The organism is Enterobacter sp. A8, from assembly GCF_004296595.1.
Lineage (GTDB): Bacteria > Pseudomonadota > Gammaproteobacteria > Enterobacterales > Enterobacteriaceae > Enterobacter > Enterobacter cloacae.
Window position 1 is genome coordinate 609,542 of the sequence record NZ_SCMF01000002.1, and the last position, 24,213, is coordinate 633,754.

Annotated in this window: 22 protein-coding genes; 11 read left to right on the top strand and 11 right to left on the bottom strand. The window is 52.9% G+C overall.

Annotation, left to right across the window (positions count from 1 at the left end; translation table 11 throughout):
* The first annotated feature begins 61 nt into the window (after nt 1–61).
* The gene (queC, locus tag EQV24_RS10975; RefSeq protein ID WP_023621392.1) at nt 62–757 is read left to right on the top strand and encodes a 7-cyano-7-deazaguanine synthase QueC; all 696 of its coding nucleotides are present in this window, start codon (nt 62–64) and stop codon (nt 755–757) included.
* 63 nt (nt 758–820) lie between these two features.
* On the opposite strand, the gene EQV24_RS10980 is transcribed toward queC, so the two are convergent.
* The 9 genes from EQV24_RS10980 to bolA all read right to left on the bottom strand — a co-directional run bounded on the left by EQV24_RS10980 (nt 821) and on the right by bolA (nt 11,184).
* Nucleotides 821–1,219, bottom strand: coding sequence for a YbgC/FadM family acyl-CoA thioesterase (locus EQV24_RS10980; protein WP_014830880.1), 399 nt, complete (start codon nt 1,217–1,219; stop codon nt 821–823).
* A gap of 99 nt (nt 1,220–1,318) precedes the next feature.
* Nucleotides 1,319–1,699, bottom strand: coding sequence for a helix-hairpin-helix domain-containing protein (locus EQV24_RS10985; protein WP_058661724.1), 381 nt, complete (start codon nt 1,697–1,699; stop codon nt 1,319–1,321).
* Nucleotides 1,700–1,847: 148 nt separating this feature from the next.
* Nucleotides 1,848–3,719, bottom strand: a complete 1,872-nt coding sequence (gene ppiD / locus EQV24_RS10990; RefSeq protein ID WP_130626576.1) for a peptidylprolyl isomerase — start codon at nt 3,717–3,719, stop codon at nt 1,848–1,850.
* A gap of 212 nt (nt 3,720–3,931) precedes the next feature.
* Complete coding sequence (gene hupB, locus EQV24_RS10995) at nt 3,932–4,204, bottom strand: nucleoid-associated protein HU-beta (protein WP_002444653.1); 273 nt, start codon at nt 4,202–4,204, stop codon at nt 3,932–3,934.
* 210 nt (nt 4,205–4,414) lie between these two features.
* The gene (gene lon, locus EQV24_RS11000) at nt 4,415–6,769 is read right to left on the bottom strand and encodes an endopeptidase La (protein ID WP_013095859.1); all 2,355 of its coding nucleotides are present in this window, start codon (nt 6,767–6,769) and stop codon (nt 4,415–4,417) included.
* 184 nt (nt 6,770–6,953) lie between these two features.
* On the bottom strand, nt 6,954–8,228 hold the full coding sequence (clpX, locus tag EQV24_RS11005) for an ATP-dependent protease ATP-binding subunit ClpX (RefSeq protein ID WP_013095858.1): 1,275 nt from the start codon (nt 8,226–8,228) through the stop codon (nt 6,954–6,956).
* Nucleotides 8,229–8,355: 127 nt separating this feature from the next.
* On the bottom strand, nt 8,356–8,979 hold the full coding sequence (gene clpP / locus EQV24_RS11010; RefSeq protein WP_013095857.1) for an ATP-dependent Clp endopeptidase proteolytic subunit ClpP: 624 nt from the start codon (nt 8,977–8,979) through the stop codon (nt 8,356–8,358).
* A gap of 258 nt (nt 8,980–9,237) precedes the next feature.
* Complete coding sequence (gene tig, locus EQV24_RS11015) at nt 9,238–10,536, bottom strand: trigger factor (protein ID WP_013095856.1); 1,299 nt, start codon at nt 10,534–10,536, stop codon at nt 9,238–9,240.
* A gap of 330 nt (nt 10,537–10,866) precedes the next feature.
* Nucleotides 10,867–11,184, bottom strand: a complete 318-nt coding sequence (gene bolA / locus EQV24_RS11025; RefSeq protein ID WP_013095855.1) for a transcriptional regulator BolA — start codon at nt 11,182–11,184, stop codon at nt 10,867–10,869.
* Between the two features lie 305 nt (nt 11,185–11,489).
* On the opposite strand from bolA, the gene EQV24_RS11030 reads away from it, so the two are divergent.
* The 8 genes from EQV24_RS11030 to EQV24_RS11065 all read left to right on the top strand — a co-directional run bounded on the left by EQV24_RS11030 (nt 11,490) and on the right by EQV24_RS11065 (nt 20,363).
* Nucleotides 11,490–12,068 (top strand): lipoprotein, encoded by a 579-nt coding sequence (locus tag EQV24_RS11030; protein ID WP_130626578.1) that lies wholly within the window; start codon nt 11,490–11,492, stop codon nt 12,066–12,068.
* A 45-nt stretch (nt 12,069–12,113) separates the two neighbouring features.
* Entirely contained in the window at nt 12,114–13,589 is a 1,476-nt protein-coding gene (ampG, locus tag EQV24_RS11035) for a muropeptide MFS transporter AmpG (RefSeq protein WP_130626579.1), read from the top strand.
* A 478-nt stretch (nt 13,590–14,067) separates the two neighbouring features.
* Nucleotides 14,068–15,015, top strand: coding sequence for a cytochrome o ubiquinol oxidase subunit II (cyoA, locus tag EQV24_RS11040; protein ID WP_013095851.1), 948 nt, complete (start codon nt 14,068–14,070; stop codon nt 15,013–15,015).
* Between the two features lie 16 nt (nt 15,016–15,031).
* Complete coding sequence (gene cyoB / locus EQV24_RS11045) at nt 15,032–17,023, top strand: cytochrome o ubiquinol oxidase subunit I (protein WP_013095850.1); 1,992 nt, start codon at nt 15,032–15,034, stop codon at nt 17,021–17,023.
* Nucleotides 17,013–17,627 (top strand): cytochrome o ubiquinol oxidase subunit III, encoded by a 615-nt coding sequence (locus EQV24_RS11050; protein ID WP_003859057.1) that lies wholly within the window; start codon nt 17,013–17,015, stop codon nt 17,625–17,627. Before cyoB ends, EQV24_RS11050 begins: the two co-directional genes overlap by 11 nt.
* Nucleotides 17,627–17,953: a cytochrome o ubiquinol oxidase subunit IV gene (locus tag EQV24_RS11055; RefSeq protein ID WP_006176899.1), complete on the top strand. Its 327-nt coding sequence runs from the start codon at nt 17,627–17,629 to the stop codon at nt 17,951–17,953. Before EQV24_RS11050 ends, EQV24_RS11055 begins: the two co-directional genes overlap by 1 nt.
* A gap of 11 nt (nt 17,954–17,964) precedes the next feature.
* A complete protein-coding gene (gene cyoE, locus EQV24_RS11060; protein ID WP_013095848.1) occupies nt 17,965–18,852 on the top strand; it encodes a heme o synthase in 888 nt (295 codons plus the stop codon).
* Nucleotides 18,853–19,001: 149 nt separating this feature from the next.
* Nucleotides 19,002–20,363 (top strand): MFS transporter, encoded by a 1,362-nt coding sequence (locus tag EQV24_RS11065; RefSeq protein WP_097534047.1) that lies wholly within the window; start codon nt 19,002–19,004, stop codon nt 20,361–20,363.
* A 32-nt stretch (nt 20,364–20,395) separates the two neighbouring features.
* On the opposite strand, the gene EQV24_RS11070 is transcribed toward EQV24_RS11065, so the two are convergent.
* Nucleotides 20,396–20,887, bottom strand: coding sequence for a YajQ family cyclic di-GMP-binding protein (locus EQV24_RS11070; RefSeq protein WP_008503327.1), 492 nt, complete (start codon nt 20,885–20,887; stop codon nt 20,396–20,398).
* Between the two features lie 128 nt (nt 20,888–21,015).
* Here EQV24_RS11070 and panE point away from each other — a divergent pair, with 128 nt between their 5' ends.
* Together panE and yajL are read left to right on the top strand one after the other, a co-directional pair.
* Nucleotides 21,016–21,927: a 2-dehydropantoate 2-reductase gene (gene panE / locus EQV24_RS11075; protein ID WP_130626580.1), complete on the top strand. Its 912-nt coding sequence runs from the start codon at nt 21,016–21,018 to the stop codon at nt 21,925–21,927.
* Nucleotides 21,890–22,483 carry a protein deglycase YajL gene (yajL, locus tag EQV24_RS11080; RefSeq protein WP_013095845.1) on the top strand — a complete coding sequence of 198 codons (594 nt, stop codon included), beginning with the start codon at nt 21,890–21,892 and terminating at the stop codon, nt 22,481–22,483. Before panE ends, yajL begins: the two co-directional genes overlap by 38 nt.
* 132 nt (nt 22,484–22,615) lie before the next feature.
* Here the strand turns inward: yajL and thiI are convergent, their stop codons facing one another.
* On the bottom strand, nt 22,616–24,064 hold the full coding sequence (gene thiI, locus EQV24_RS11085; RefSeq protein ID WP_020686381.1) for a tRNA uracil 4-sulfurtransferase ThiI: 1,449 nt from the start codon (nt 24,062–24,064) through the stop codon (nt 22,616–22,618).
* Nucleotides 24,065–24,213 lie beyond the last annotated feature (149 nt).

The following is a 24,213-nucleotide window of genomic DNA, read 5'->3' on the forward strand; positions in this document are numbered from 1 at the left end:
CTGGTCGTCGCCGAAGTCAGACGGTAACATAATGTTTTTACCGTAACTGTCGAGATGATTTATGAAACGTGCCGTCGTCGTGTTCAGCGGAGGACAAGATTCCACTACCTGCCTGGTTCAGGCGCTTCACCAGTACGATGAAGTGCATTGTGTCACTTTCGATTATGGCCAGCGCCATCGCGCTGAAATCGACGTTGCCCGCGAACTGGCGCTGAAACTGGGCGCACGCGCGCATAAGGTGCTGGACGTCACTCTGTTGAACGAACTGGCCGTCAGCAGCCTCACCCGCGACAGTATTCCTGTTCCTGATTACACACCTGACGCCAGCGGTATTCCCAATACCTTTGTGCCAGGGCGTAATATTCTTTTTCTGACCCTGACGGCCATCTACGCCTACCAGGTGCAAGCCGAAGCGGTGATCACCGGCGTTTGCGAAACCGACTTCTCCGGTTACCCGGACTGCCGCGACGAGTTTGTGAAAGCGCTCAATCACGCGGTAAATCTGGGGATGGCCAAGGAGACGCGCTTTGAAACTCCGCTAATGTGGCTTGATAAAGCGGAAACCTGGGCACTGGCGGACTACTGGGGCAAGTTGGATCTGGTTCGCAGCGAAACCCTGACCTGCTACAACGGCATTAAGGGCGACGGATGTGGCCAGTGCGCCGCCTGTAACCTGCGTGCCAATGGCTTGAATCACTACCTGGCAGATAAAGCCGGTGTGATGGCCGCAATGCAGAAAAAAACCGGGCTGAAATAAAGTTACTTCACTGTGCTGTCGCACTGATAAAGTCGACAGCACAGGCATTCAGATAAATGCTCCCTACACGATCATCAGCTCCAGCTTTTCCCGCAACTCCCCTTCCAGCGGCAGTGCTTTCTGCGTTTTCAGATCGATACAAACGAAGGTGATCAGCGCATCGGCTACCACCTGCCCTTCCGGATCCAGCGTCACGACCTGACTGAGCACGCCACTCTTCCCGTTTAGCTGTTGCACCTGGCTGGTCACTGTAAGCACATCCCCCAGCACGGCCGGGCGACGGTAGTTGATATTGATGTTGACGACCACGAACGCGATGTTGTGCGCGGTCAGCCATTGAAAGCTTTCGCTGTTTTCCAGCCCGTCCCAGCGCGCCTCTTCAAGAAATTCGAGATAGCGGGCGTTATTCACGTGCTGGTAAACATCAAGATGAAAACCGCGTACTTTGATTTTTGTCTGCATAGCGCAATAGCCTTTACTGTTGTTATAGGATAAGAGGTCAAGACTGGTATGACCTCTTTATCCTGGCAAACTTTTGCTGCTGTGCAAGTAAAACTGAAATTACAACGTCAGGTGTGAGAGGTTGCGCTCAACCAGTGAACTGCCCATCCCCGGAACCTGCCTGAGGTCGTCAACCGTTTTAAACGGGCCGTACTCTTCACGGTAGCTGACGATAGCCTGCGCTTTTTTGAGCCCTACGCCGTTCATCACTCGGGCGAGATCTTCAGCCGAGGCCGTATTGATGCTGACGCGTGTACCGTCGTCCTCTGTGCTTTTGCCAGGTTCAGCGGCTTTGGTTTGGGCAGATGCTTGTGCAGCGGGGTCAGTTTTGCTCTGTACAGACTGCGTTTTGGCTGCGGGGGGCGCCGCCAGTGCGCCTGCGCTCATTCCGGTAGTGGCAATAGCCAGTGTGATTAGCAGTGCTTTGATTCCACATTTCATGCTGTTATCTCCTTGTTTGTTGACAGCCATGTCACCATAGCCGTCAGCCAAAGGAGGCTCAAATATGCATTTACAGAAATGGAAAAGGCCGCGAAAGCGGCCTTCAGGGTTTGCAGAGCGTTACGAAAATCTGCGAGCAGATACGTAATTATTGCTGCTGAGTGATGGCATCGCCCAGCTTGATTTTGGCTTCTTTACGCAGGTTGCTCATCATCGCTTCGAAAGCAATCTGGGCATTGTTCTGGGTAATACCCTGAACCATTGCTTTCTTTTGCGCTTCTGGCATGGTGCCGGCTTTCACTTCATCCAGCGCCAGCAGAACGACGTTCCCCTGCATGTCGGTTGTTGTCCCGAAGCTCGGTTTGTCTTTCGCTGGCAGGCTCAGACCAAACACAGTCTGGCTGATTGGGTCCTGACCGGTACGGCTCAGCGTTTTCGCGTCACCGAAGCTCAGACCCGCCGCTTTCAGGGCGTCTTCTTTACCGGCTTTCAGGTCAGCCAGGATCTTCTCAGCATCCAGTTTTGCCTGCTGTTCCGCTTTGCTATGTTTAACCTGCGCCACAACCTGATCTTTCACTTCCGCCAGCGGTTTTACCGCTTCAGGCTTGTGCTCGCTCACGCGCAGAACAAACGCACGGTCACCGTCAACGGTAATGATATCGGAGTTGCTGCCCGGCGTACCGTTCTCGCCCACCAGACCACCGTTGAAGATGGCATCCGAAACCGGTTTGAAGTTCAGCTCTTCCGGCAGGTTGTCACGGCCAAACCAGCCGGTCTCAACCGCTTTCACGCCAGCAGCCTGCTCTGCACCGGCCAGAGATTCGTTGTCGTTGCTCGCCGCATCGCTCACTTTCTGCTGCAGGGCATAGTACGCATCAAGCGCTTTTTCCTGCTTCACTTTGGCGGCGATATCATCACGCACCTCAGCCAGAGGTTTGGTTTTAGCGGCTTCGATATCATCCAGACGCGCAACCAGGAAACCAACGGACGATTTAATCACACCCGACAGCTGACCCTTGTCTTTCAGACCGGCATTTTTCAGCTCATCCGGCGTAGTCGCCGCTTCCAGCCAGCCCATATCGCCGCCATTTTTGGCAGAAATGATGTCGGTGGATTTTGCTTTCGCAACGGTGGCGAAATCTGCGCCTTTGTTCAGCTCATCCAGCACCGCTTTGGCATCGGCTTCGGTTTTGGTCTGAATCACGCTGTAGCGGTTGCGCTGCGGCTGAGTGAACTGATCCTGATGCTGATCGTAGTAAGACTGGATTTCTGCATCAGTCGCGGTTTCCTGCAACGCAGCAGCATCCAGTTTGATATAGCTCACGCGGAACTGCTCAGGTGCAACAAAGCTGTTTTTATTCTGCTCGTACCAGGCGTTAACCTCTGCGTCGCTCACCTGCTGCTTCGCCGCGAGCGCATTCACATCGATGGTCGCCTGACGCACAACACGCTGCTGTGCCACCAGGGCTGCCAGTTCGTCAGTTTCACCTTTGAGCATGAAATCAGTACCAACCACCGCATTGATGAGCTGTTGCGTCGTCAGCTGGTTACGCAGCGCCTGCGCGTATTGATCGGCCGTCATGCCCATCTGATTCACAATGCTGTTATAGCGAGCATTGTCGAACTTGCCGTTAGACTGGAAAGCCTGAGTCGAGAAGATGGCTTTTTTAACCTGCTCATCGCTGATACCCAGACCCAGTTTTTTGGCATATTGATCGAGGAGCGCTTCGTCAATCAGGCGGTTCAGCGTCTGCTGGCGCAGGGTTTTCATGTATCCTTCGTTCGCAGCCAGCTCAGAGAATTGGTCGCCCAGCTGTTGCTGCATACGGTTACGTTCACCGGCAAACGCGTTCTCGAACTGACCGCGGCTGATTTCTTGGCCGTTCACTTTTGCGGCATAGTTTGCGCCACCGCCGATAAGGTAACTGCTCACGCCGGTCAATATGAACGACACGATAATGATACCGAAAATAATCTTGAGCACGAGACTGTTAGCAGCCGTGCGTAAGCTGTCCATCATGGTGTAACAACACTCCGCTGTAGGTGACTGGTTACCTGACGCTAACGGAAAATCCTGACCGTCGCGCGTAAAGGCGTATTGTGACAAGAAAACGGGGCGATTGTCAGCCCACAACTCGCATAAACTCGCACAAATCAGGTCTGGACAAATAAAAAAGGCACATCAAATGATGCGCCCTTGTACTTTTCGGCTTCCCTGAAACGGGAAAGCAATCAGTTTACTGCGTCTTTCAGCGCTTTACCTGCACGGAAACCCGGCACTTTAGCGGCAGCAATGGTGATCTCTTTACCGGTCTGAGGGTTGCGGCCAGTACGGGCAGCACGCTCTTTAACAGCAAAAGTACCGAAGCCTACCAGTGCAACGTCGTCCCCAGCCTGCAGAGATTCAGTAACAGAAGCAATTAATGCATCTAACGCACGTCCAGCTGCAGCTTTAGAAATATCAGCACCAGCAGCAATTTTGTCAATCAGTTGAGATTTATTCACTGTTCTCTTCCTCTCTTTATAATTTATATCGCGCCTGAATCCTTCACAACGCGACCGCGCAGCAGTTATATCAGGCCTGCCATGACCTTACAACACCCGTTGTTGATGGCTGACCTAATCAGCAATCTAAATTAGCTATACAAAAAAAGGCTGGCAAGTGCGAAATGACTTACCAGCCTTGTTTTTATTGACGCTCTTTGCGCGAGGTCACTATTTTGCGGTCACAACCTGCATTCCGGAGGGTTCATTCTGCAATGCGAGAGTAAGAACCTCCTCAATTCGCTTAACAGGATGAATCTGCAGATCGGCAATCACGTTGTCCGGAATCTCTTCCAGATCGCGTTTATTTTCGTAAGGAATCAATACGGTTTTGATCCCACCACGATGTGCCGCCAGCAGTTTTTCTTTTAACCCACCAATTGGCAGAACCTGACCACGCAGAGTGATTTCACCGGTCATTGCTACATCAGCACGCACCGGGTTCCCTGTGAGACAGGAGACCAGCGCGGTACACATCGCGATACCGGCGCTTGGGCCATCTTTCGGCGTTGCCCCTTCCGGGACGTGAACGTGAATGTCGCGTTTTTCGTAGAAATCCGGGTTGATCCCCAGTTTCTCCGCACGTGCGCGAACCACAGTCAAGGCCGCCTGGATGGACTCCTGCATGACTTCACCCAAAGAACCGGTGTAGGTCAGCTTACCTTTACCTGGCACACAGGCGGTTTCGATGGTCAGCAGATCGCCGCCCACTTCCGTCCATGCCAGACCGGTGACCTGACCCACGCGGTTTTCGTTGTCCGCACGACCATAGTCGAAACGCTGAACGCCCAGATAGGCATGCAGATTGTCGCCGTTAATGGTGATGTGCTTCAGGCTCTTATCCAGCAGCAGCTGTTTCACCGCCTTACGGCACAGTTTCGAGATTTCACGCTCAAGGCTACGCACGCCCGCTTCGCGAGTGTAGTAGCGAATGATGCCGATAATCGCGCTGTCCTCGACGGTCAGTTCGTTGGCTTTCAGTGCGTTACGCTCAATCTGTTTCGGCAGCAGATGCTGCTTCGCAATATTCAGCTTCTCGTCTTCGGTATAACCAGACAGACGGATCACTTCCATACGATCCAGCAGCGGAGCCGGAATGTTCATGGAGTTGGAGGTTGCCACGAACATCACATCGCTCAGATCGTAGTCCACTTCCAGGTAGTGATCGCTGAACGCCACGTTCTGTTCTGGATCAAGCACTTCCAGCAGAGCCGAGGCCGGATCGCCACGCATATCCGACGACATTTTGTCGATCTCATCGAGCAGGAACAGTGGGTTTTTAACCCCTACTTTCGCCATCTTCTGGATCAATTTACCCGGCATAGAACCGATGTAGGTACGACGGTGGCCGCGGATTTCCGCTTCGTCGCGTACGCCACCCAGCGCCATACGGATATATTTACGTCCGGTCGCTTTCGCAATGGACTGACCCAGAGAGGTTTTACCTACCCCTGGCGGTCCAACCAGACAGAGGATTGGGCCTTTCAGTTTGTTTACACGGCTTTGTACCGCAAGGTACTCAAGGATACGGTCTTTAACACGCTCCAGGCCGTAGTGGTCGGTATCCAGGATCTCCTGCGCCTGACGCAGGTCTTTTTTGACCTTGCTGCGGGCATTCCACGGCACCTGAACCATCCACTCGATGTAGCCACGCACCACCGTCGCTTCAGCCGACATCGGAGACATCATTTTCAGCTTCTGCAGTTCAGCTTCCGCTTTCTCTTTGGCCTCTTTCGGCATTTTTGCCGCGTCGATCTTACGCTTCAGCGCTTCGTTTTCGTCCGGCGCGTCGTCCATCTCGCCGAGTTCTTTCTGAATGGCTTTCATTTGCTCATTCAGATAGTACTCACGCTGCGATTTTTCCATCTGCTTTTTAACGCGGTTGCGAATACGCTTCTCAACCTGCAGCAGATCGATTTCAGACTCCATCATCGCCATCAGATATTCCAGACGTTCGTTAACGTCGGACATCTCCAGCACGGACTGTTTGTCCGCCAGCTTCAGCGGCATATGCGCTGCGATGGTGTCCGCCAGACGTGCGGGATCGTCGATGCTGTTCAGCGACGTCAGCACTTCTGGTGGGATTTTCTTGTTCAGCTTGATATAGCCTTCAAACTGGCTAATCGCGGTGCGCACCAGCACTTCCTGCTCGCGCTCATCAAGCTGAGGCGAATCAAGGTACTCTGCCTTGGCAGAGAAATGCTCGCCATTGTCAGACAGGGTGGTAATACGCGCACGCTGCAGGCCTTCTACCAGCACCTTAACGGTGCCGTCAGGCAGCTTCAGCATCTGCAAAATAGAGGCCACGGTCCCGACGGTGAAAAGATCGTTTACACCCGGCTCATCCGTCGAAGCTTCCTTCTGCGCAACCAACATGATTTTTTTATCATGATCCATGGCGGCTTCGAGGCAACGGATAGATTTTTCCCGCCCTACAAATAAGGGTATGACCATGTGCGGATAAACCACCACATCGCGCAACGGCAATACGGGGATTTCAATGCGTTCAGAACGCTCAGGATTCATAGAGCTCTCTCTTAGTTTAGTGTCCGCCAGGTAAAGTGGTCATGTAACTGTGCTTCACACAACCATTAACATGTAATCCAGTATATGGGGATGTTTCCCACACATTCAACGCCATGAATACGGAAAAAGTAAAGGGGAGATAAAATCCCCCCTTTTTGATTAACTGCTTGTATGATTTGGTGAATTATTCGCCAGATGCCTGCTGCGCTTCCGGTTTCCCGTAAATCAGCAGCGGCTTGCTTTGACCACCGATAACGGACTCGTCGATAACCACTTTTTCGACATCTTCCATGGAAGGCAGGTCGTACATGGTATCAAGCAGCGCAGCTTCAACGATGGAACGCAGACCACGGGCACCGGTTTTACGGATCATCGCTTTCTTCGCAATTGCATCCAGCGCTTCATCACGGAATTCCAGCTCAACGCCTTCCAGGTTAAACAGCGCCTGATACTGCTTGGTCAGCGCGTTTTTCGGCTCTTTCAGGATCTGGATCAGCGCTTCTTCACTCAGTTCATTCAGCGTAGCCACAACCGGCAGACGCCCAATGAATTCTGGGATCAGACCGAATTTGATCAGATCTTCTGGTTCAACCTGAGACAGCAGTTCGCCTTCGTTCGCTTTCTCGGATTTGGCCTTCACCGTTGCGCCAAAACCAATGCCGGAGCCGGTTTCAACACGGTGGGAGATAACTTTATCCAGACCGGCGAAAGCACCGCCACAGATGAACAGGATCTTGGAGGTATCAACCTGCAGGAACTCCTGCTGCGGATGTTTACGGCCACCCTGCGGGGGCACTGCGGCAACGGTCCCTTCGATCAGCTTCAGCAATGCCTGCTGTACACCTTCCCCTGATACGTCACGGGTGATAGACGGGTTGTCTGATTTACGGGAAATCTTGTCGATCTCATCGATATAGACGATCCCGCGCTGGGCTTTCTGTACGTCGTAATCGCACTTCTGCAGCAGTTTCTGGATGATGTTTTCCACATCTTCACCCACGTAACCGGCCTCGGTCAGGGTGGTGGCATCCGCCATGGTGAACGGCACATCCAGTAGGCGTGCGAGCGTTTCAGCCAGCAGCGTTTTACCGGAACCGGTTGGGCCGATCAGCAGAATGTTACTTTTACCCAGCTCTACGCCATTGCTGGTATCACCGTTACGCAGGCGTTTGTAGTGGTTATATACCGCTACCGCCAGCACTTTCTTAGCCTGCTCCTGACCGATGACATAGTCGTCCAGATGATGACGAATTTCATGCGGTGTCGGCAGCGCGCTACGCTCACGGTGAGGCGCTACTTCTTTAATCTCTTCGCGAATGATGTCATTACATAAATCAACACATTCGTCGCAGATATACACGGACGGCCCGGCAATCAGTTTACGCACTTCATGCTGGCTTTTGCCGCAAAAAGAGCAGTACAGCAGTTTGCCCGAACCATCTTTGCGTTTATCTGTCATGAGTCCAAACCTCTTTTTAAGTTCTTTGTGCCGCACATGACGACGCAAATGCCATTTTCAGACGCAAGCTGCTCTCAAGCAGAGTGCCGCTTTACCTTAGTATAGCGGCACACTCGCGTCGCGGGCATCAATTACGATGGGTCAAAATGGAGTCGACTAAGCCGTACTCAACTGCCTCTGAAGCAGAGAGGAAGCGATCGCGCTCGGTATCGCGCTCGATCTGCTCAAGAGATTGACCCGTATGCTGCGCCATAAGTTCATTCATGCGCGCTTTTACTTTCAGAATTTCGCGGGCGTGGATTTCAATATCCGTCGCCTGCCCCTGGTAACCACCCAGCGGCTGGTGAATCATCACGCGGGAATTCGGCAGGCAGAAACGTTTGCCTTTTGCCCCTGCGGTTAACAGGAAGGCACCCATAGATGCTGCCTGACCCATACAGATAGTGCTCACATCAGGCTTGATGAATTGCATGGTGTCATAAATGGACATACCTGCCGTAATCACGCCGCCTGGGGAGTTAATGTACAGGTAAATGTCTTTTTCCGGGTTTTCCGCTTCCAGAAACAGCATCTGCGCCACGATCAGGTTCGCCATGTGGTCTTCCACCTGGCCGGTCAGAAAGATAACGCGTTCCTTGAGCAGACGGGAATAGATATCAAAAGAACGCTCACCACGTGAGGTCTGTTCAATAACCATTGGCACCAGAGCCATATGGGGTGCAAAGTTATCTCGTTCGCCACTGTATGACATTTCCGTCTCCTGGATCAAAATTGAAAACACCTGCTGTACTGATTGTAACCTTACGGACGGATTATCAGCCAGTCTCATTCATCTGATTACACACTTATGGGGTTTACATTGCCCTATTTCAAGCATAACAACCTTTTGTTGTTACGCTAACACCGAAAGGGCGTTTTAGCACCCTTCCTGGGCTATTGGTGCGATAAAAAAAACCCGTTGCCGGAAGGCAACGGGTTTTTGTTCAAACTTTAAACCTTCGGGGCGAAATTACGCCTGCTGGTTCATCAGTTCGTTGAAAGAGGTCGCTTTTTCGGTCACTTTCGCTTTCGCCAGTACCGCTTCAACAGCCTGCTCTTCCAGGGCAACATTACGCATGTTGTCCATCAGCTCTTTGTTCTTACCGTAGAACTCGATAACTTCTGATGGATCTTCGTATGCAGAAGCCATCTCTTCGATCAGGCCTTTCACACGCTCTTCGTCAGCTTTCAGCTCGTGGGTACGAATCACTTCGCCCAGCAGCAGACCAACAACAACGCGGCGTTTTGCCTGCTCTTCGAACAGCTCGCGTGGCAGTTCCATCGCTTGCTGCTGGTTGCCACCGAAACGCTGTGCAGCCTGACGACGCAGTACGTCGATTTCGCTGTCGATCAGCGCAGCTGGAACGTCAATTTCGTTCGCCTTCACCAGGCCTTCGATAGCCTGAGATTTCACACGGTTACGCACAGCGCCGTTCAGCTCGCGTTCCATGTTTTTACGCACTTCGGTACGCAGACCGGCAACGGAACCATCTTCCACGCCGAAACGCTTGATGAATTCTTCAGTCAGTTCTGGCAGTTCGCGCTCTTCCACTTTCTTCAGGTTGATGACGAACTTCGCTGCTTTACCTTTCAGGTTTTCAGCGTGGTACTCTTCAGGGAAGGTCACGTCGATGGTGAACTCTTCGCCCGCTTTGTGGCCTTTGATACCGTCTTCGAAGCCCGGGATCATACGACCCTGACCCATTGCCAGTACGAAGTCAGTCGCTTTGCCGCCTTCGAACTCTTCGCCGTCTACAGAACCGGTGAAGTCTATGGTGACGCGGTCTTCAGCGTCAACAGCGCCTTCTTTCTCTTTCCAGTTAGCCTGCTGCTTACGCAGGGTATCCAGCATGCCGTCAACATCTTCGTCGGTCACGGAAACAATCGGTTTTTCAACTTCGATAGATTCCAGACCTTTCAGTTCTACTTCCGGATACACTTCAAACTCTACAGAGTAGGTGAAGTCTTCGCCCAGTTTGTATTCGCCTGGAACGTAGTTCGGCGCACCGGCCGGATTGATCTTTTCTTTGATGATCGCATCGATAAAGTTGCGGCTCATCAGTTCACCCAGCACATCCTGACGCACGGAAGCGCCATAACGCTGAGCAACAACATTCATTGGTACTTTGCCCTTACGGAAGCCGTCAATACGTACTTTTTTTGCTACGTTGACCAGCTCGCTTTTCACAGCAGTTTCGATGCTGTCAGCAGCGATAGTAATCGTTACACGGCGGCCAAGGCCTTGAGTGGTTTCAACTGAAACTTGCATCTTGTTACCTCAAAAAAATCACAGTGCTCGGTCAACTCTGAATCTGTCTGTTTTACCGGGATGCTCTCTTAGTGCAGATTCACATTCCCTGTCGCCAGAATCATCCCGAAGACATTCAATAAGACGCGGCATTATAGCGGCATCACTTAGGTGAGTCGAGAACGGTTGGGGCATGTTGCTGCGGCTTTTTTCACACTTTAAGGCTATTTTTAGCCTTAAAATCGCACCATCCGCTCAAAACTCAGACAAAACAAAACGGCCCGAAGGCCGTTTTGAGGAAATCTGTAAGCAACATACTGGAAAAACTCCAGCGGTTGCAAATCCGATTTATCAGGCGATGGTGCCTGCACCGCGACAAGGCGGGGAAGCAAAAACCGTATCCTGCAAGCCTTCCCACTCCTTAATGGTGTAGGTATGCAATGCCAGCGCATGTACGGTTGTGGAGAGTTCTTCCGTCAAGGTGCTGTAGATCAAGCGGTGTCGGTTCAGGAAACGTTCTCCCGTGAAGCGATCGCTAACCAGAACCACTTTGAAGTGGCTTTCAGAACCTGCCGGCACGTTATGACGATAGCTTTCGTCGACGACTTCGAGGAACACAGGGTTGAACGCTGCCCTTAATTTATCTTCTATCTGCTCACGTATCATCATGAAATTACTCCTCCGACAACGCCAGGATGTCACCCATCCCTTTAAATGTTAGCCGCTTTTACCGGTTCCATTACAACAAGACAACAAATATTTAGCTTTCGTCTTATTTTCTCATTCAAACGAATGAAGTTCACTGTGAGGCTCATACGTTTTGTCACACACAGGTTGAGAAAAAGGGCGAACTGGTCAGTTTTCAGACAAGGCGATGAATTTACATGCGTTGACCACTTCCCCTGGCCGTTAGCGATGTTATGATGGCGGCAATTTTTCTCTCTATATGCTTACGATTCGTTGAGAACCCGAAAATGTTAAAAAAATTCTTCTTTCCGTTGGTAGCCCTCTTTATGCTGGCAGGCTGCGCTACCCCGCCAACAACCATTGATGTCTCACCAAAAATCACGCTGCCTCAGCAGGATCCAAGCCTGATGGGCGTGACCGTGAGCATTAACGGTGCCGATCAGCGTCAGGATCAGGCCCTGGCGAAAGTGACCCGCGACAACCAGCTGGTGACGTTGACCGCTTCCCGTGACCTGCGTTTCCTGCTGCAGGAAGTGCTGGAGAAACAGATGACCTCTCGTGGTTACATGATTGGCCCAAGCGGCGCGGTTGATCTGCAGATCATCGTTAACAACCTGTACGCTGACGTTTCCCAGGGTAACGTGCGCTACAACATCTCCACCAAAGCGGACATCGCCATCATCGCTACCGCGAAGAACGGCAACAAGATGACCAAAAACTATCGCGCCAGCTACTCCGTAGAAGGTGCTTTCCAGGCCTCTAACCAAAACATTGCGAACGCCGTAAACAGCGTGCTGACCGATACCATCGCCGATATGGCGCAGGACACCAGCATTCACGACTTTATCAAGCAAAACGCGCGTTAATCCTGCTGACTGACCCGGTGTTTTACCGGGTCAGTTTTTAAGAACATGTCCAGTCATTACTTACGCATTTTCCAGCAACCCAAATCAGCCATTCTGCTGATCCTTGGCTTTGCCTCCGGTTTACCCCTCGCGCTCACTTCCGGCACATTGCAGGCCTGGATGACGGTTGAGAATATCGATCTCAAAACCATTGGCTTCTTCTCGCTCGTCGGCCAGGCGTATGTCTTTAAGTTCCTGTGGTCGCCGGTGATGGATCGCTACACCCCGCCGTTCCTGGGCCGTCGTCGTGGCTGGCTGGTGATGACGCAGGTCCTGCTGTTGCTGGCCATCGCCGCCATGGGATTCCTTGAGCCGTCGACACAGCTTCGCTGGATGGCGGCGCTTGCGGTGGTGATCGCCTTCTGTTCCGCGTCACAGGATATCGTGTTTGATGCCTGGAAAACGGACGTGTTACCCGCAGAAGAGCGTGGAGCCGGTGCGGCCATCAGCGTACTGGGCTATCGCCTCGGCATGTTGGTATCTGGCGGGCTGGCGCTGTGGCTGGCTGACCGCTATCTGGGCTGGCAGGGCATGTACTGGCTGATGGCCGCCCTGCTGATCCCGTGCATTATTGCCACCCTCCTCGCCCCTGAACCGAGCGACGTGATCCCGGTCCCCCGTTCTCTGGAGCAGGCCGTTGCCGAACCGCTGCGTGATTTCTTTGGCCGCAACAATGCCTGGCTGATCCTGCTGCTCATCGTCCTTTATAAGCTGGGTGATGCCTTCGCGATGAGCCTGACCACCACGTTCCTGATCCGCGGCGTCGGGTTCGATGCCGGTGAAGTGGGAGTGGTTAACAAAACCCTCGGGCTCTTTGCCACTATCGTCGGCGCACTTTACGGCGGGGTGTTGATGCAGCGCCTGACCTTGTTCCGGGCGTTGCTGATCTTCGGCATTCTGCAGGGGGCGTCTAACGCGGGTTACTGGCTGCTGTCGATTACCGATAAACATATGATTAGCATGGCGGCAGCAGTGTTCTTTGAGAACCTGTGTGGCGGAATGGGTACCGCGGCGTTTGTCGCCCTGCTGATGACGCTCTGCAACAAGTCGTTTTCTGCAACGCAGTTCGCCCTGCTCTCGGCGCTTTCTGCCGTGGGCCGCGTATATGTGGGGCCGATTGCCGGTTGGTTTGTTGAAGCGCACGGTTGGCCAACGTTTTATCTCTTCTCCGTGGTTGCAGCCTTGCCAGGCATTTTATTGTTGCTGGTCTGCCGCCAGACGCTGGAATATACCCAGCGAACAGAACACTTTATGCCGCGAACGGAATATCAGCGCGCCTACCGTTTTGCGCTACGCCTGTTAATGGTGGGATGTCTGGCGCTGGGGTTATGGCTCGTGGTGCTTATCATCAATGCTACTACCCCCCTGGTGCTTCCTCTTGAAGCCCTTCTCCTTGATGTCGGCGCCCTGCTGGCGGTCGTCGGGATCCTGCTCGGTGGGTTGCTCGATTTTCTGGCTCTGCGTAAAACGCAGACAACCTGAAGATAAAAGCGAAAGGTTATTTCCCGTTGTAATCACCGGCCGAAATTATAACGGTGAAATAACCGACAAACGCTAAAAAAATATTTGTTGTTTTGTGCGGGATAGGATTCGGAAATTATTGGAGCCATTTCTTTCAGGCTATTTTTCATTAAACGATTCAGCTTGGGAAAGATTGAATTTTCGTTTTTTAATTGTCTTTTTATTGATAATTAATTGTTAATTTTTTGTTTATTTTTAACAATGGTTATACCAATTGCCCCTTTTAAGGTATGCTTGGGGGTCCTTTCGTTATAAAGCCCATGCCATGCGGCTTCGGTCATAAAAACCGACATAATTTGCAACACTTGTGACATGTGCGGCAGAACCCGGTAACACCTTCCTGACACAGGCCTAATGATGTTTACAGTAATGTAACCTTCCCGTAAAATGCCCCCACACTTTAAACGCCACCAGACTCCCGTGGAATTGAGGTCGTTAAATGAGACTCAGGAAATACAATAAAAGTTTGGGATGGTTGTCATTATTCGCAGGCACTGTATTACTCAGTGGCTGCGATTCTGCACTACTTGACCCCAAAGGACAGATTGGACTGGAACAACGTTCACTGATACTGACGGCATTTGGCCTGATGTTGATTGTGGTTATTCCAGCCATTTTGATGGCTGTTGGTTTCGCCTGGAAGTATCGTGCGAGCAATAAAGATGCGAAGTATAGCCCTAACTGGTCACACTCCAATAAAGTGGAAGCTGTGGTCTGGACGGTTCCTATTCTGATCATCCTGTTCCTCGCTGTGCTGACCTGGAAAACCACTCACGCACTTGAGCCAAGCAAACCGCTGGTTCACGATGAAAAACCAATTACCATCGAAGTGGTCTCCATGGACTGGAAATGGTTCTTCATCTATCCAGAGCAGGGCATTGCTACCGTGAATGAAATCGCCTTCCCGGCGAACACTCCGGTTCAGTTCAAAGTGACCTCCAACTCCGTAATGAACTCCTTCTTCATCCCACGTCTGGGTAGCCAGATTTACGCGATGGCCGGTATGCAGACCAACCTGCACCTGATCGCGAATGAAGCAGGCACCTATGATGGTATCTCCGCCAGCTATAGCGGCCCGGGCTTCTCAGGTATGAAGTTCAAAGCTATTGCGACGCCGGACCGTGCCGCTTTCGACCAATGGGTTGCAAAAGCGAAGCAGTCTCCAAACACCATGTCTGACATGGCGGCGTTCGAAAAAGTGGCTGCACCTAGCGAATACAACAAGGTGGAGTACTTCTCTAACGTGAAACCTGATTTGTTCAAAGACGTTATTGGCAAATTTATGGATCACGGCAAGAGCATGGACATGACCCAGCCTGAAGGCGAGCATAGTGCGCATGAAGGTATGGAAGGCATGGACATGAGCCACGCGGAAACCGCTCACTAAGGGGCCGAGGAAGAAAATGTTCGGAAAATTGACACTGGATGCAGTGCCCTACCATGAACCGATTATCATGGTTACGGTGGCTGCCATTATCATCGGTGGCGCGGCCTTACTGGCCTTGATCACTTACTTCGGTAAGTGGAGCTACCTGTGGAACGAGTGGCTGACTTCGGTTGACCACAAAAAACTCGGTATCATGTACTGCATCGTCGGTATCGTCATGTTAATTCGTGGCTTTGCGGATGCGATCATGATGCGTAGCCAGCAGGCACTCGCGTCTGCGGGTGAAGCCGGCTTCCTGCCACCGCACCACTACGACCAGATCTTTACCGCTCACGGCGTTATCATGATCTTCTTCGTGGCGATGCCGCTGGTTATCGGTCTGATGAACGTTGTCGTTCCGCTGCAAATCGGCGCGCGCGACGTTGCGTTCCCGTTCCTGAACAACCTGAGCTTCTGGTTTACGGTTGTCGGCGTTATCCTGGTTAACCTGTCACTGGGCGTGGGCGAATTTGCTCAGACCGGCTGGCTGGCTTACCCACCGCTGTCAGGAATTGAGTACAGCCCGGGCGTTGGCGTTGACTACTGGATTTGGGCGCTTCAGCTCTCCGGTGTCGGTACCACCCTGACCGGTATCAACTTCTTCGTGACCATCCTGAAGATGCGTGCGCCTGGTATGACCATGTTCAAGATGCCGGTATTTACCTGGGCATCTCTGTGCGCCAACGTACTGATTATCGCATCCTTCCCAATTCTGACCGTCACCATCGCGCTGCTGACCCTGGACCGCTACCTGGGCACCCATTTCTTCACGAATGACATGGGTGGCAACATGATGATGTACATCAACCTGATTTGGGCCTGGGGTCACCCGGAAGTGTACATTCTGGTTCTGCCTGTCTTCGGTGTGTTCTCCGAAATCGCAGCAACCTTCTCGCGTAAACGTCTGTTTGGTTACACCTCTCTGGTGTGGGCAACCGTCTGTATTACCGTTCTGTCGTTCATCGTTTGGCTGCACCACTTCTTTACTATGGGTGCGGGCGCGAACGTAAACGCCTTCTTCGGTATTACCACCATGATTATCGCCATCCCTACCGGGGTGAAGATCTTCAACTGGCTGTTCACCATGTACCAGGGCCGTATCGTGTTCCACTCAGCGATGCTGTGGACCATCGGCTTCATCGTCACCTTCTCTGTAGGTGGGATGACCGGCGTACTGCTGGCGGTACCGGGTGCTGACTTCGTTCTGCACAACAGTCTGTTCCTGATTGCGCACTTCCATAACGTTATCATCGGTGGCGTGGTCTTCGGCTGCTTCGCTGGCGTAACCTACTGGTGGCCAAAAGCGTTCGGCTTCACGCTGAACGAGAAATGGGGTAAACGCGCGTTCTGGTTCTGGATCATTGGCTTCTTCGTAGCATTTATGCCGCTGTACGTGCTGGGCTTCATGGGTATGACCCGTCGTCTGAGCCAGCAGATCGATCCGCAGTTCCACCCAATGCTGATGGTTGCAGCGGGCGGTGCCGCGCTGATTGCCTGCGGTATCCTGTGCCAGCTGATTCAGTACTACGTGTCCATCCGTGACCGTAACCTGAACCGCGACCTGACCGGTGACCCATGGGGTGGCCGTACGCTGGAGTGGGCGACCTCTTCTCCACCTCCGTTCTATAACTTTGCCGTAGTGCCGCACATTCACGAACGTGATGCATTCTGGGAAATGAAAGAAAAAGGTGAAGCGTACAAGCAACCTGACCATTACGAAGAGATCCATATGCCGAAAAACAGCGCAGCGGGCATCGTGATTGCCGCTTTCGCAACGGTATTTGGTTTCGCAATGATCTGGCACATCTGGTGGATGGCGATTGTTGGCTTCGCTGGCATCGTAATCAGCTGGATTGTGAAGAGCTTTGACGAGGACGTGGACTACTACGTACCAGTCCGTGAAGTTGAAAAGCTGGAAAATCAGCATTTCGACGAGATTTCTAAAGCGGGGCTGAAAAATGGCAACTGATACTCTGGCGCACTCGACTGCCCACGCGCATGAACATGCGCACCACGATACAGGACCGACGAAAGTCTTCGGGTTCTGGATCTACCTGATGAGCGACTGCATTCTGTTCTGCTGTCTGTTCGCAACCTATGCCGTTCTGGTGAACGGCACAGCGGGCGGCCCGACCGGCAAGGACATTTTTGAACTGCCGTTCGTTCTGGTTGAAACCGCACTGCTGTTATTCAGCTCCATCACCTACGGCATGGCGGCTATCGCCATGTACAAAAACAACAAGAGCCAGGTTGTCTCCTGGCTGGCGTTGACCTGGTTGTTTGGTGCTGGATTCATCGGGATGGAAATCTATGAATTCCATCACCTGATTATGGAAGGCTTCGGGCCGGATCGCAGTGGCTTCCTGTCTGCGTTCTTCGCGCTGGTCGGTACCCACGGTCTGCACGTGACCTCCGGTCTGATCTGGATGGCGGTTCTGATGTTCCAGATCTCCCGTCGCGGCCTGACCAGCACTAACCGTACCCGTATCATGTGCCTGAGCCTGTTCTGGCACTTCCTGGACGTGGTGTGGATCTGTGTGTTCTCTGTTGTCTATCTGATGGGGGCGATGTAATGAGTCATTCAAACGATCATGGCGCTTCCCACGGTAGCGTAAAAACCTACATGACAGGTTTTATCCTGTCGATCATCCTGACGGTGATCCCGTTCTGGATGGTGATGAGCGGTTCTGCGTCTAAGCCGGTTATTCTGGGTGCAATCCTGGTGACCGCGGTGATTCAGATTCTGGTGCATCTGGTTTGCTTCCTGCACATGAACACCAAGTCCGATGAAGGCTGGAACATGACGGCTTTCATCTTTACCGTGATTATCATCGCTATCCTGGTAGTCGGTTCCATCTGGATTATGTGGAACCTTAACTACAACATGATGGTTCACTAAGAGCGGCGAGTATGTTTAAGCAATACCTGCAAGTAACGAAACCAGGCATCATCTTTGGCAACCTGATCTCCGTGATCGGAGGGTTCCTGCTGGCCTCCAAAGGCAGCATTGATTACACCCTCTTTATCTACACGCTGGTCGGTGTGTCACTGGTTGTTGCGTCCGGTTGTGTATTTAACAACTACATCGACATGGATATCGACAAGAAGATGGAAAGGACCAAAAATCGGGTGCTGGTGAAAGGCCTGATCGCCCCTTCCGTCTCGCTGGTGTACGCCACCTTGCTGGGTATTGCTGGCTTTATGCTGCTGTGGTTTGGTGCTAACCCGCTGGCCTGCTGGCTGGGGGTGATGGGGTTCGTGGTGTATGTGGGCGTTTACAGCCTGTATATGAAGCGTCACTCCGTCTACGGCACGCTGATTGGTTCTCTCTCCGGCGCTGCGCCGCCGGTGATTGGCTACTGCGCCGTCACGAACGAGTTCGACAGCGGTGCGCTGATCCTGCTGGCTATCTTTAGCCTGTGGCAGATGCCGCACTCCTATGCCATCGCGATTTTCCGCTTTAAGGATTATCAGGCAGCGAACATTCCGGTTCTGCCGGTCGTGAAAGGTATTTCCGTTGCCAAGAACCACATCACGCTGTACATCATCGCCTTTGCCGTGGCAACGCTGATGCTCTCGCTGGGAGGTTACGCCGGGTATAAATATCTGGCGGTGGCCGCAGCGGTAAGCGTCTGGTGGCTCGGTATGGCCCTGCGCGGTTACAAAGTGGAAGATGACAAAGTCTGGGCGCGCAAACTGTTTGTGTTCTCGATTGTTGCCATCACCTCGCTGTCCGTGATGATGTCCGTGGACTTTATGGTGCCGGATTCGCATAACCTGCTGACTTACGTCTGGTAAGCCACAACAGGTGAATAAAGGGGTGCTTCGGCACCCTTTTTTATTCACTGAATCTATCAATAACGCATGTAATATTTGTTAAATAACCCTTTATTTACCCCGCCCCTTCCCCGCACTACACTATGGCCTGCTTTTGAATTGAGGTGGCAATGAACGATTATAAAATGACACCGGGCGAGCTGCGTGCGACCTGGGGTTTAGGGACTGTTTTCTCGCTACGGATGCTTGGCATGTTTATGGTCCTGCCTGTTCTGACCACGTACGGCATGGCATTGCAGGGCGCCAGCGAAGCGCTGATTGGCCTGGCGATTGGTATTTATGGTCTGGCTCAGGCGGTATTCCAGATCCCGTTTGGTCTGCTCTCTGACCGCGTCGGCCGCAAGCCGCTCATTGTCGGTGGTTTGCTGGTTTTTGTGCTCGGTAGCATCATCGCCGCCCTCTCCCACTCCATCTGGGGAATTATTCTTGGCCGCGCCCTGCAGGGCTCCGGCGCGATTGCCGCCGCCGTGATGGCGCTGCTGTCGGATTTAACCCGTGAACAGAACCGTACCAAAGCGATGGCATTTATTGGCGTGAGCTTTGGCGTCACGTTTGCGATTGCGATGGTGCTCGGCCCCATTATTACCCACACGCTTGGCCTGCACGCCCTGTTCTGGATGATTGCCGTGCTGGCGACCATCGGTATTGCCTTAACGCTGTGGGTGGTACCGGACAGCAAAAACCACGTCCTCAACCGTGAATCCGGGATGGTCAAAGGCTGCTTTAGCAAGGTACTGGTTGAGCCGCGCCTGTTGAAGCTTAACTTCGGCATTATGTGTCTACACATTCTGCTGATGTCGACCTTTGTCGCCCTGCCCGGTCAACTGGCTGCCGCAGGTTTCCCGGCGGCAGAACACTGGAAAATCTATCTGGTGACGATGGTGATTTCGTTCGTCTCGGTGGTACCGTTTATTATCTATGCCGAAGTGAAGCGCAAAATGAAGCGCGTTTTCATTGGCTGTGTGGCGGTATTGCTGATTGCCGAGATCGTGCTCTGGGGCGCTGGCCCCCACTTCTGGGAACTGGTTGCCGGTGTGCAGCTCTTCTTCCTGGCGTTTAACCTGATGGAAGCCCTGCTGCCGTCGCTGATCAGCAAAGAATCCCCTGCCGGTTATAAAGGCACGGCGATGGGGATTTACTCCACCAGCCAGTTCATCGGCGTGGCCATTGGCGGTGCCCTCGGCGGCTGGGTCGACGGCCTGTTTGATTCCCAAACCGTCTTCCTCGCAGGCGCACTGCTGGCGACGGTCTGGCTGCTGGTTGCCGGTACAATGAAAGAGCCGCGCTACGTCAGTAGCCTGCGGGTAGAAATTCCTGACGGCGTTGAGATCAACGATGCGCTTAAACAGCGTCTTGCATCGACAGAGGGCGTGAGTGAAGTGCTTCTCGCGGCAGAAGAGCGCAGCGCGTATGTCAAAATAGACAGTAAGGTGACAAACCGCTTTGAAGTTGAACAGGCGCTGAAAGCCTGAAAAAAAGCCCGGTTAAACCGGGCTTTTTCGTTTTAATCGCGGAAGTTTTTAAACTGGAACGGTTGTCCCAGATCGCCGCCGCGCACCAGCGCCATGACGGACTGCAGATCATCACGGGATTTTCCGGTAACACGAATTTCTTCGCCCTGGATCTGCGCCTGAACCTTCAGCTTGCTGTCTTTGATGAGCTTAACGATTTTCTTCTGAACCGCGCTCTCAATGCCCTGCTTCAGTTTGGCTTCAACAAACCAGGTTTTACCGCTGTGCACGAACTCTTCCGGTACATCCAGCGAGGTCCCTTCAATGCCGCGTTTTAACAGCTTGGCACGCAGAATATCGAGCAGCTGGTTGACCTGGAAATCAGATTCGCTCAGCACCTTAATGGTCTTATTGGCATCGTTCAGCTCAAACGAGGCTTCAACGCCACGAAAATCGAAACGTGACTCAACTTCGCGGGTTGCGTTTTCTACGCCGTTGCGAACTTCCTGGATATCAACTTCGGAAACAATATCGAAAGATGGCATCTTTTCTTCTCCCTTCATTTTTGTTGCGTTGCATAATACCCGCTACGAGGCATAACTCAACAGAAGCTTAGCTGACGGCGCTATACTTAGGCCGTAACACCTGGCGCAGTTGCAGGTGAGGAGGAACAATGAAAATTACAGTGCTCGGATGCGGAGCCCTTGGTCAACTCTGGCTGACCGCACTATGCAAGCACGGACACGAAGTTCAGGGCTGGCTGCGCGTACCTCAGCCCTATTGCAGTGTAAACCTGATTGGTGAAGACGGAAGTATCTTTAACGAATCCCTCACCGCGAACGATCCTGATTTCCTGGCGCATAGCGACCTGCTGCTGGTGACGCTCAAAGCGTGGCAAGTTTCAGATGCGGTAAAAACGCTGGCCGCCCAGCTTCCCCCCACGTCGCCCGTTTTATTGCTGCATAACGGCATGGGGACGATTGATGAACTGAAAAGCATTGTGCAGCCGCTGCTGATGGCCACCACCACGCACGCCGCACGCCGTGACGGCAATATCATTGTGCATGTCGCCAGCGGCGTCACGCATATTGGACCTGCCCGGGATCAGGACGGCGACTACAGTTATCTGGCAGACATTCTGCAAACGGTGCTTCCGGACGTGGCCTGGCACAACAACATCCGCCCTCAGCTGTGGCGTAAGCTGGCCGTTAACTGTGTGATCAATCCGCTGACGGCGCTGTGGGACTGCCCGAACGGGGAACTGAAGCACCATCCGCAGGAGGTTGCCACCCTCTGTGCCGAGGTCGCCTCGGTGATCGAGCGTGAAGGCTTACACACATCGGCGGATGATTTACGCTATTATGTCGAGCAGGTTATTGATAGTACGGCAGAAAATATCTCATCCATGTTGCAGGATGTTCGGGCGCTACGCCACACGGAAATCGACTACATCACCGGCTATCTGCTAAAACGCGCCCGCGCACACGGTATCATTGTGCCGGAAAACGCCCGCCTGTATGACCTGGTAAAACGTAAGGAGAGTGAATATGAGCGCGTCGGCACTGGTTTGCCTCGCCCCTGGTAGCGAAGAGACAGAAGCGGTCACCACCATCGATATCATGGTGCGTGGTGGTATTCAGGTGACCACCGCCAGCGTCGCCAGCGATGGCAACCTGGCTATTACCTGCTCCCGAGGAGTGAAACTCCTCGCGGATGCGCCACTGGTACAGGTGGCCGACGGGGACTATGACATCATCGTGCTGCCCGGCGGCCTGAAAGGGGCGGAGTATTTTCGCGACAGCACTCTGTTAGTCGAAACCGTCAGACAGTTTCATCTGTCGGGACGTATCGTTGCTGCCATTTGTGCCGCCGCCGGTACCGTGCTGGTTCCGCATAATATCTTTCCCATCGGTAACATGACCGGTTTCCCGGGGCTGAAAGAGACCATCCCGGAAGAGCAGTGGGTGGATAAACGCGTCGTCTGGGATCCGCGCGTCAACCTGCTCACCAGCCAGGGGCCTGGTACCGCGATAGACTTTGGCTTAAAGATTGTTGACCTGCTGGTCGGGCGGGAGAAAGCCTACGAAGTCGCCTCCACGCTGGTGATGGCGGCGGGGATTTATAACTACTATGAAGAGTAGTGCAAAGAAAAGCCGGGTGGCGGTAGGTAAAAGCAAAACGGCAACCTCAGGTTGCCGTTTTTAATGTTTGCGCCCTCTCCCCGTGGGAGAGGGTCGGGGTGAGGGCATCAAGCCACACACCCCCGCAAAAAACTACGGACGATACACCTTCACATTCGCAAAGCCCTGCTCACGCAGATACAGCGCCTGCAGGCGACTCATCACCCCACGCTCACACCACAGCAGGTATGTTTTGCTCTGGTCGAGGTCGCCAAATTTGGTGCTCAGCTTATAGAACGGCAGAGAAACCACTTCCACCCCTTCCACCTGTAGCGGCTTGTCGTCCTGCTCATCAACGGAGCGGATATCCAGAATCGCGTCGTTGGCACCGAAACCGCTCACGGTTTCAACTTCAACCACTTCCTGCTCGGTCTGCTGGGCAATCTCACGGATGTCGATGTTGGAGGCTTCTTCCACCACTTTATCCAGAATGCTGAAATCAAAGTTCTCTTCTTCCGCTTCGATCTTCGCTTTTACCGCTTTGACCGTCGGGCTCTTCGAAATCACGCCGCAGTACTCTGGCATGGTACGGGCAAAATCTTCAGTGCCGATTTCGCGCGCCAGATCGATGATGTGCTCTTTGTCGTGAGAGATCAGCGGACGCAGGATCAGGGTGTCAGAGACATTGTCGATGAGACGCAGGTTGGTCAGCGTCTGGCTGGAAACCTGGCCCAGCGCTTCACCGGTGACCAGCGCCTGCACACCATAGCGTTCCGCTACTTTAGAGGCCGCACGCACCATCATACGCTTGAGGACCACGCCCATCTGGCCGTCATCCACTTTCTCCAGGATTTCGCCAACCACTGGCTCGAAGTTGATCGCCACAAAGCGCACTCGGTGCGAGCTGCCAAAGCGATTCCACAGATAGTGTGCCACCTGACGCACGCCGATTTCATGCGCCGCGCCGCCCAGATTAAAGAAGCAGTAATGCACACGGCAGCCGCGACGCATCAGCATGTAGCTGGAGACGCCAGAGTCGAAACCACCGGAAATCAGGGACAGCACATCTTCCTGAGTACCGATTGGGAAGCCGCCGATACCTTCGTAACGCCCTTTCACCAGCAGCAGGCGATCGTTTTCGATCTCCAGGTTCACGGTGACATCCGGGTTGGTCAGACGCACGCGCGCCGTTTCAACATGCTGGTTCAGACCGCCGCCAACGTAACGTTCCACCTCGATAGAGCTGAATTCGTGCTTGCCGCGACGCTTCACGCGCACGCAGAAGGTTTTGCCTTCGATCTGGTCGCGATACTGCACCAGCGCTTTTTCGAAGATGTCATGCAGGGAAGTGAACGGAACATCTTCCACTTCCAGAATATGGTGAATACCCGGAATACGGGTCAGCGCGTCGCGAATGTCCTGACGTTTGTTTTCATCTTTCGCGCGGACTTCAACGTGATCCCAGTGGCGCACCACGGCGAGGGTTTCGTCGTAGTGTTTTAAAACGTTACGAATGTTCCCGGTGAGAATTTTAATAAAGCGCAAACGCACAGATTGGCTTTTGATGGTGATTTCAGGGAACAATTTAATGATAAACTTCATGGCGGCAATGTTTCTTAGGCAAGCGTATTAAGGCTTGTAATGGAAAATAATATTACAGCCCACACCCGTGGCTGCATCCAGGCGCGCAAGTATACCACCATCGCGCCGTTCCTGTGCACATTGCGCGTTATTTGATAATTGCCCCGAGT

Coding starts and splice junctions, on each gene's coding strand:
- queC (WP_023621392.1), top strand. CDS start 62: ATGAAACGTGCCGTCGTCGTGTTCAGCGGAGGACAAGATTCCACTACC.
- EQV24_RS10980 (WP_014830880.1), bottom strand. CDS start 1,219: ATGCAGACAAAAATCAAAGTACGCGGTTTTCATCTTGATGTTTACCAG.
- EQV24_RS10985 (WP_058661724.1), bottom strand. CDS start 1,699: ATGAAATGTGGAATCAAAGCACTGCTAATCACACTGGCTATTGCCACT.
- ppiD (WP_130626576.1), bottom strand. CDS start 3,719: ATGATGGACAGCTTACGCACGGCTGCTAACAGTCTCGTGCTCAAGATT.
- lon (WP_013095859.1), bottom strand. CDS start 6,769: ATGAATCCTGAGCGTTCTGAACGCATTGAAATCCCCGTATTGCCGTTG.
- clpX (WP_013095858.1), bottom strand. CDS start 8,228: ATGACAGATAAACGCAAAGATGGTTCGGGCAAACTGCTGTACTGCTCT.
- clpP (WP_013095857.1), bottom strand. CDS start 8,979: ATGTCATACAGTGGCGAACGAGATAACTTTGCACCCCATATGGCTCTG.
- tig (WP_013095856.1), bottom strand. CDS start 10,536: ATGCAAGTTTCAGTTGAAACCACTCAAGGCCTTGGCCGCCGTGTAACG.
- bolA (WP_013095855.1), bottom strand. CDS start 11,184: ATGATGATACGTGAGCAGATAGAAGATAAATTAAGGGCAGCGTTCAAC.
- EQV24_RS11030 (WP_130626578.1), top strand. CDS start 11,490: ATGTTAAAAAAATTCTTCTTTCCGTTGGTAGCCCTCTTTATGCTGGCA.
- ampG (WP_130626579.1), top strand. CDS start 12,114: ATGTCCAGTCATTACTTACGCATTTTCCAGCAACCCAAATCAGCCATT.
- cyoA (WP_013095851.1), top strand. CDS start 14,068: ATGAGACTCAGGAAATACAATAAAAGTTTGGGATGGTTGTCATTATTC.
- cyoB (WP_013095850.1), top strand. CDS start 15,032: ATGTTCGGAAAATTGACACTGGATGCAGTGCCCTACCATGAACCGATT.
- EQV24_RS11050 (WP_003859057.1), top strand. CDS start 17,013: ATGGCAACTGATACTCTGGCGCACTCGACTGCCCACGCGCATGAACAT.
- EQV24_RS11055 (WP_006176899.1), top strand. CDS start 17,627: ATGAGTCATTCAAACGATCATGGCGCTTCCCACGGTAGCGTAAAAACC.
- cyoE (WP_013095848.1), top strand. CDS start 17,965: ATGTTTAAGCAATACCTGCAAGTAACGAAACCAGGCATCATCTTTGGC.
- EQV24_RS11065 (WP_097534047.1), top strand. CDS start 19,002: ATGAACGATTATAAAATGACACCGGGCGAGCTGCGTGCGACCTGGGGT.
- EQV24_RS11070 (WP_008503327.1), bottom strand. CDS start 20,887: ATGCCATCTTTCGATATTGTTTCCGAAGTTGATATCCAGGAAGTTCGC.
- panE (WP_130626580.1), top strand. CDS start 21,016: ATGAAAATTACAGTGCTCGGATGCGGAGCCCTTGGTCAACTCTGGCTG.
- yajL (WP_013095845.1), top strand. CDS start 21,890: ATGAGCGCGTCGGCACTGGTTTGCCTCGCCCCTGGTAGCGAAGAGACA.
- thiI (WP_020686381.1), bottom strand. CDS start 24,064: ATGAAGTTTATCATTAAATTGTTCCCTGAAATCACCATCAAAAGCCAA.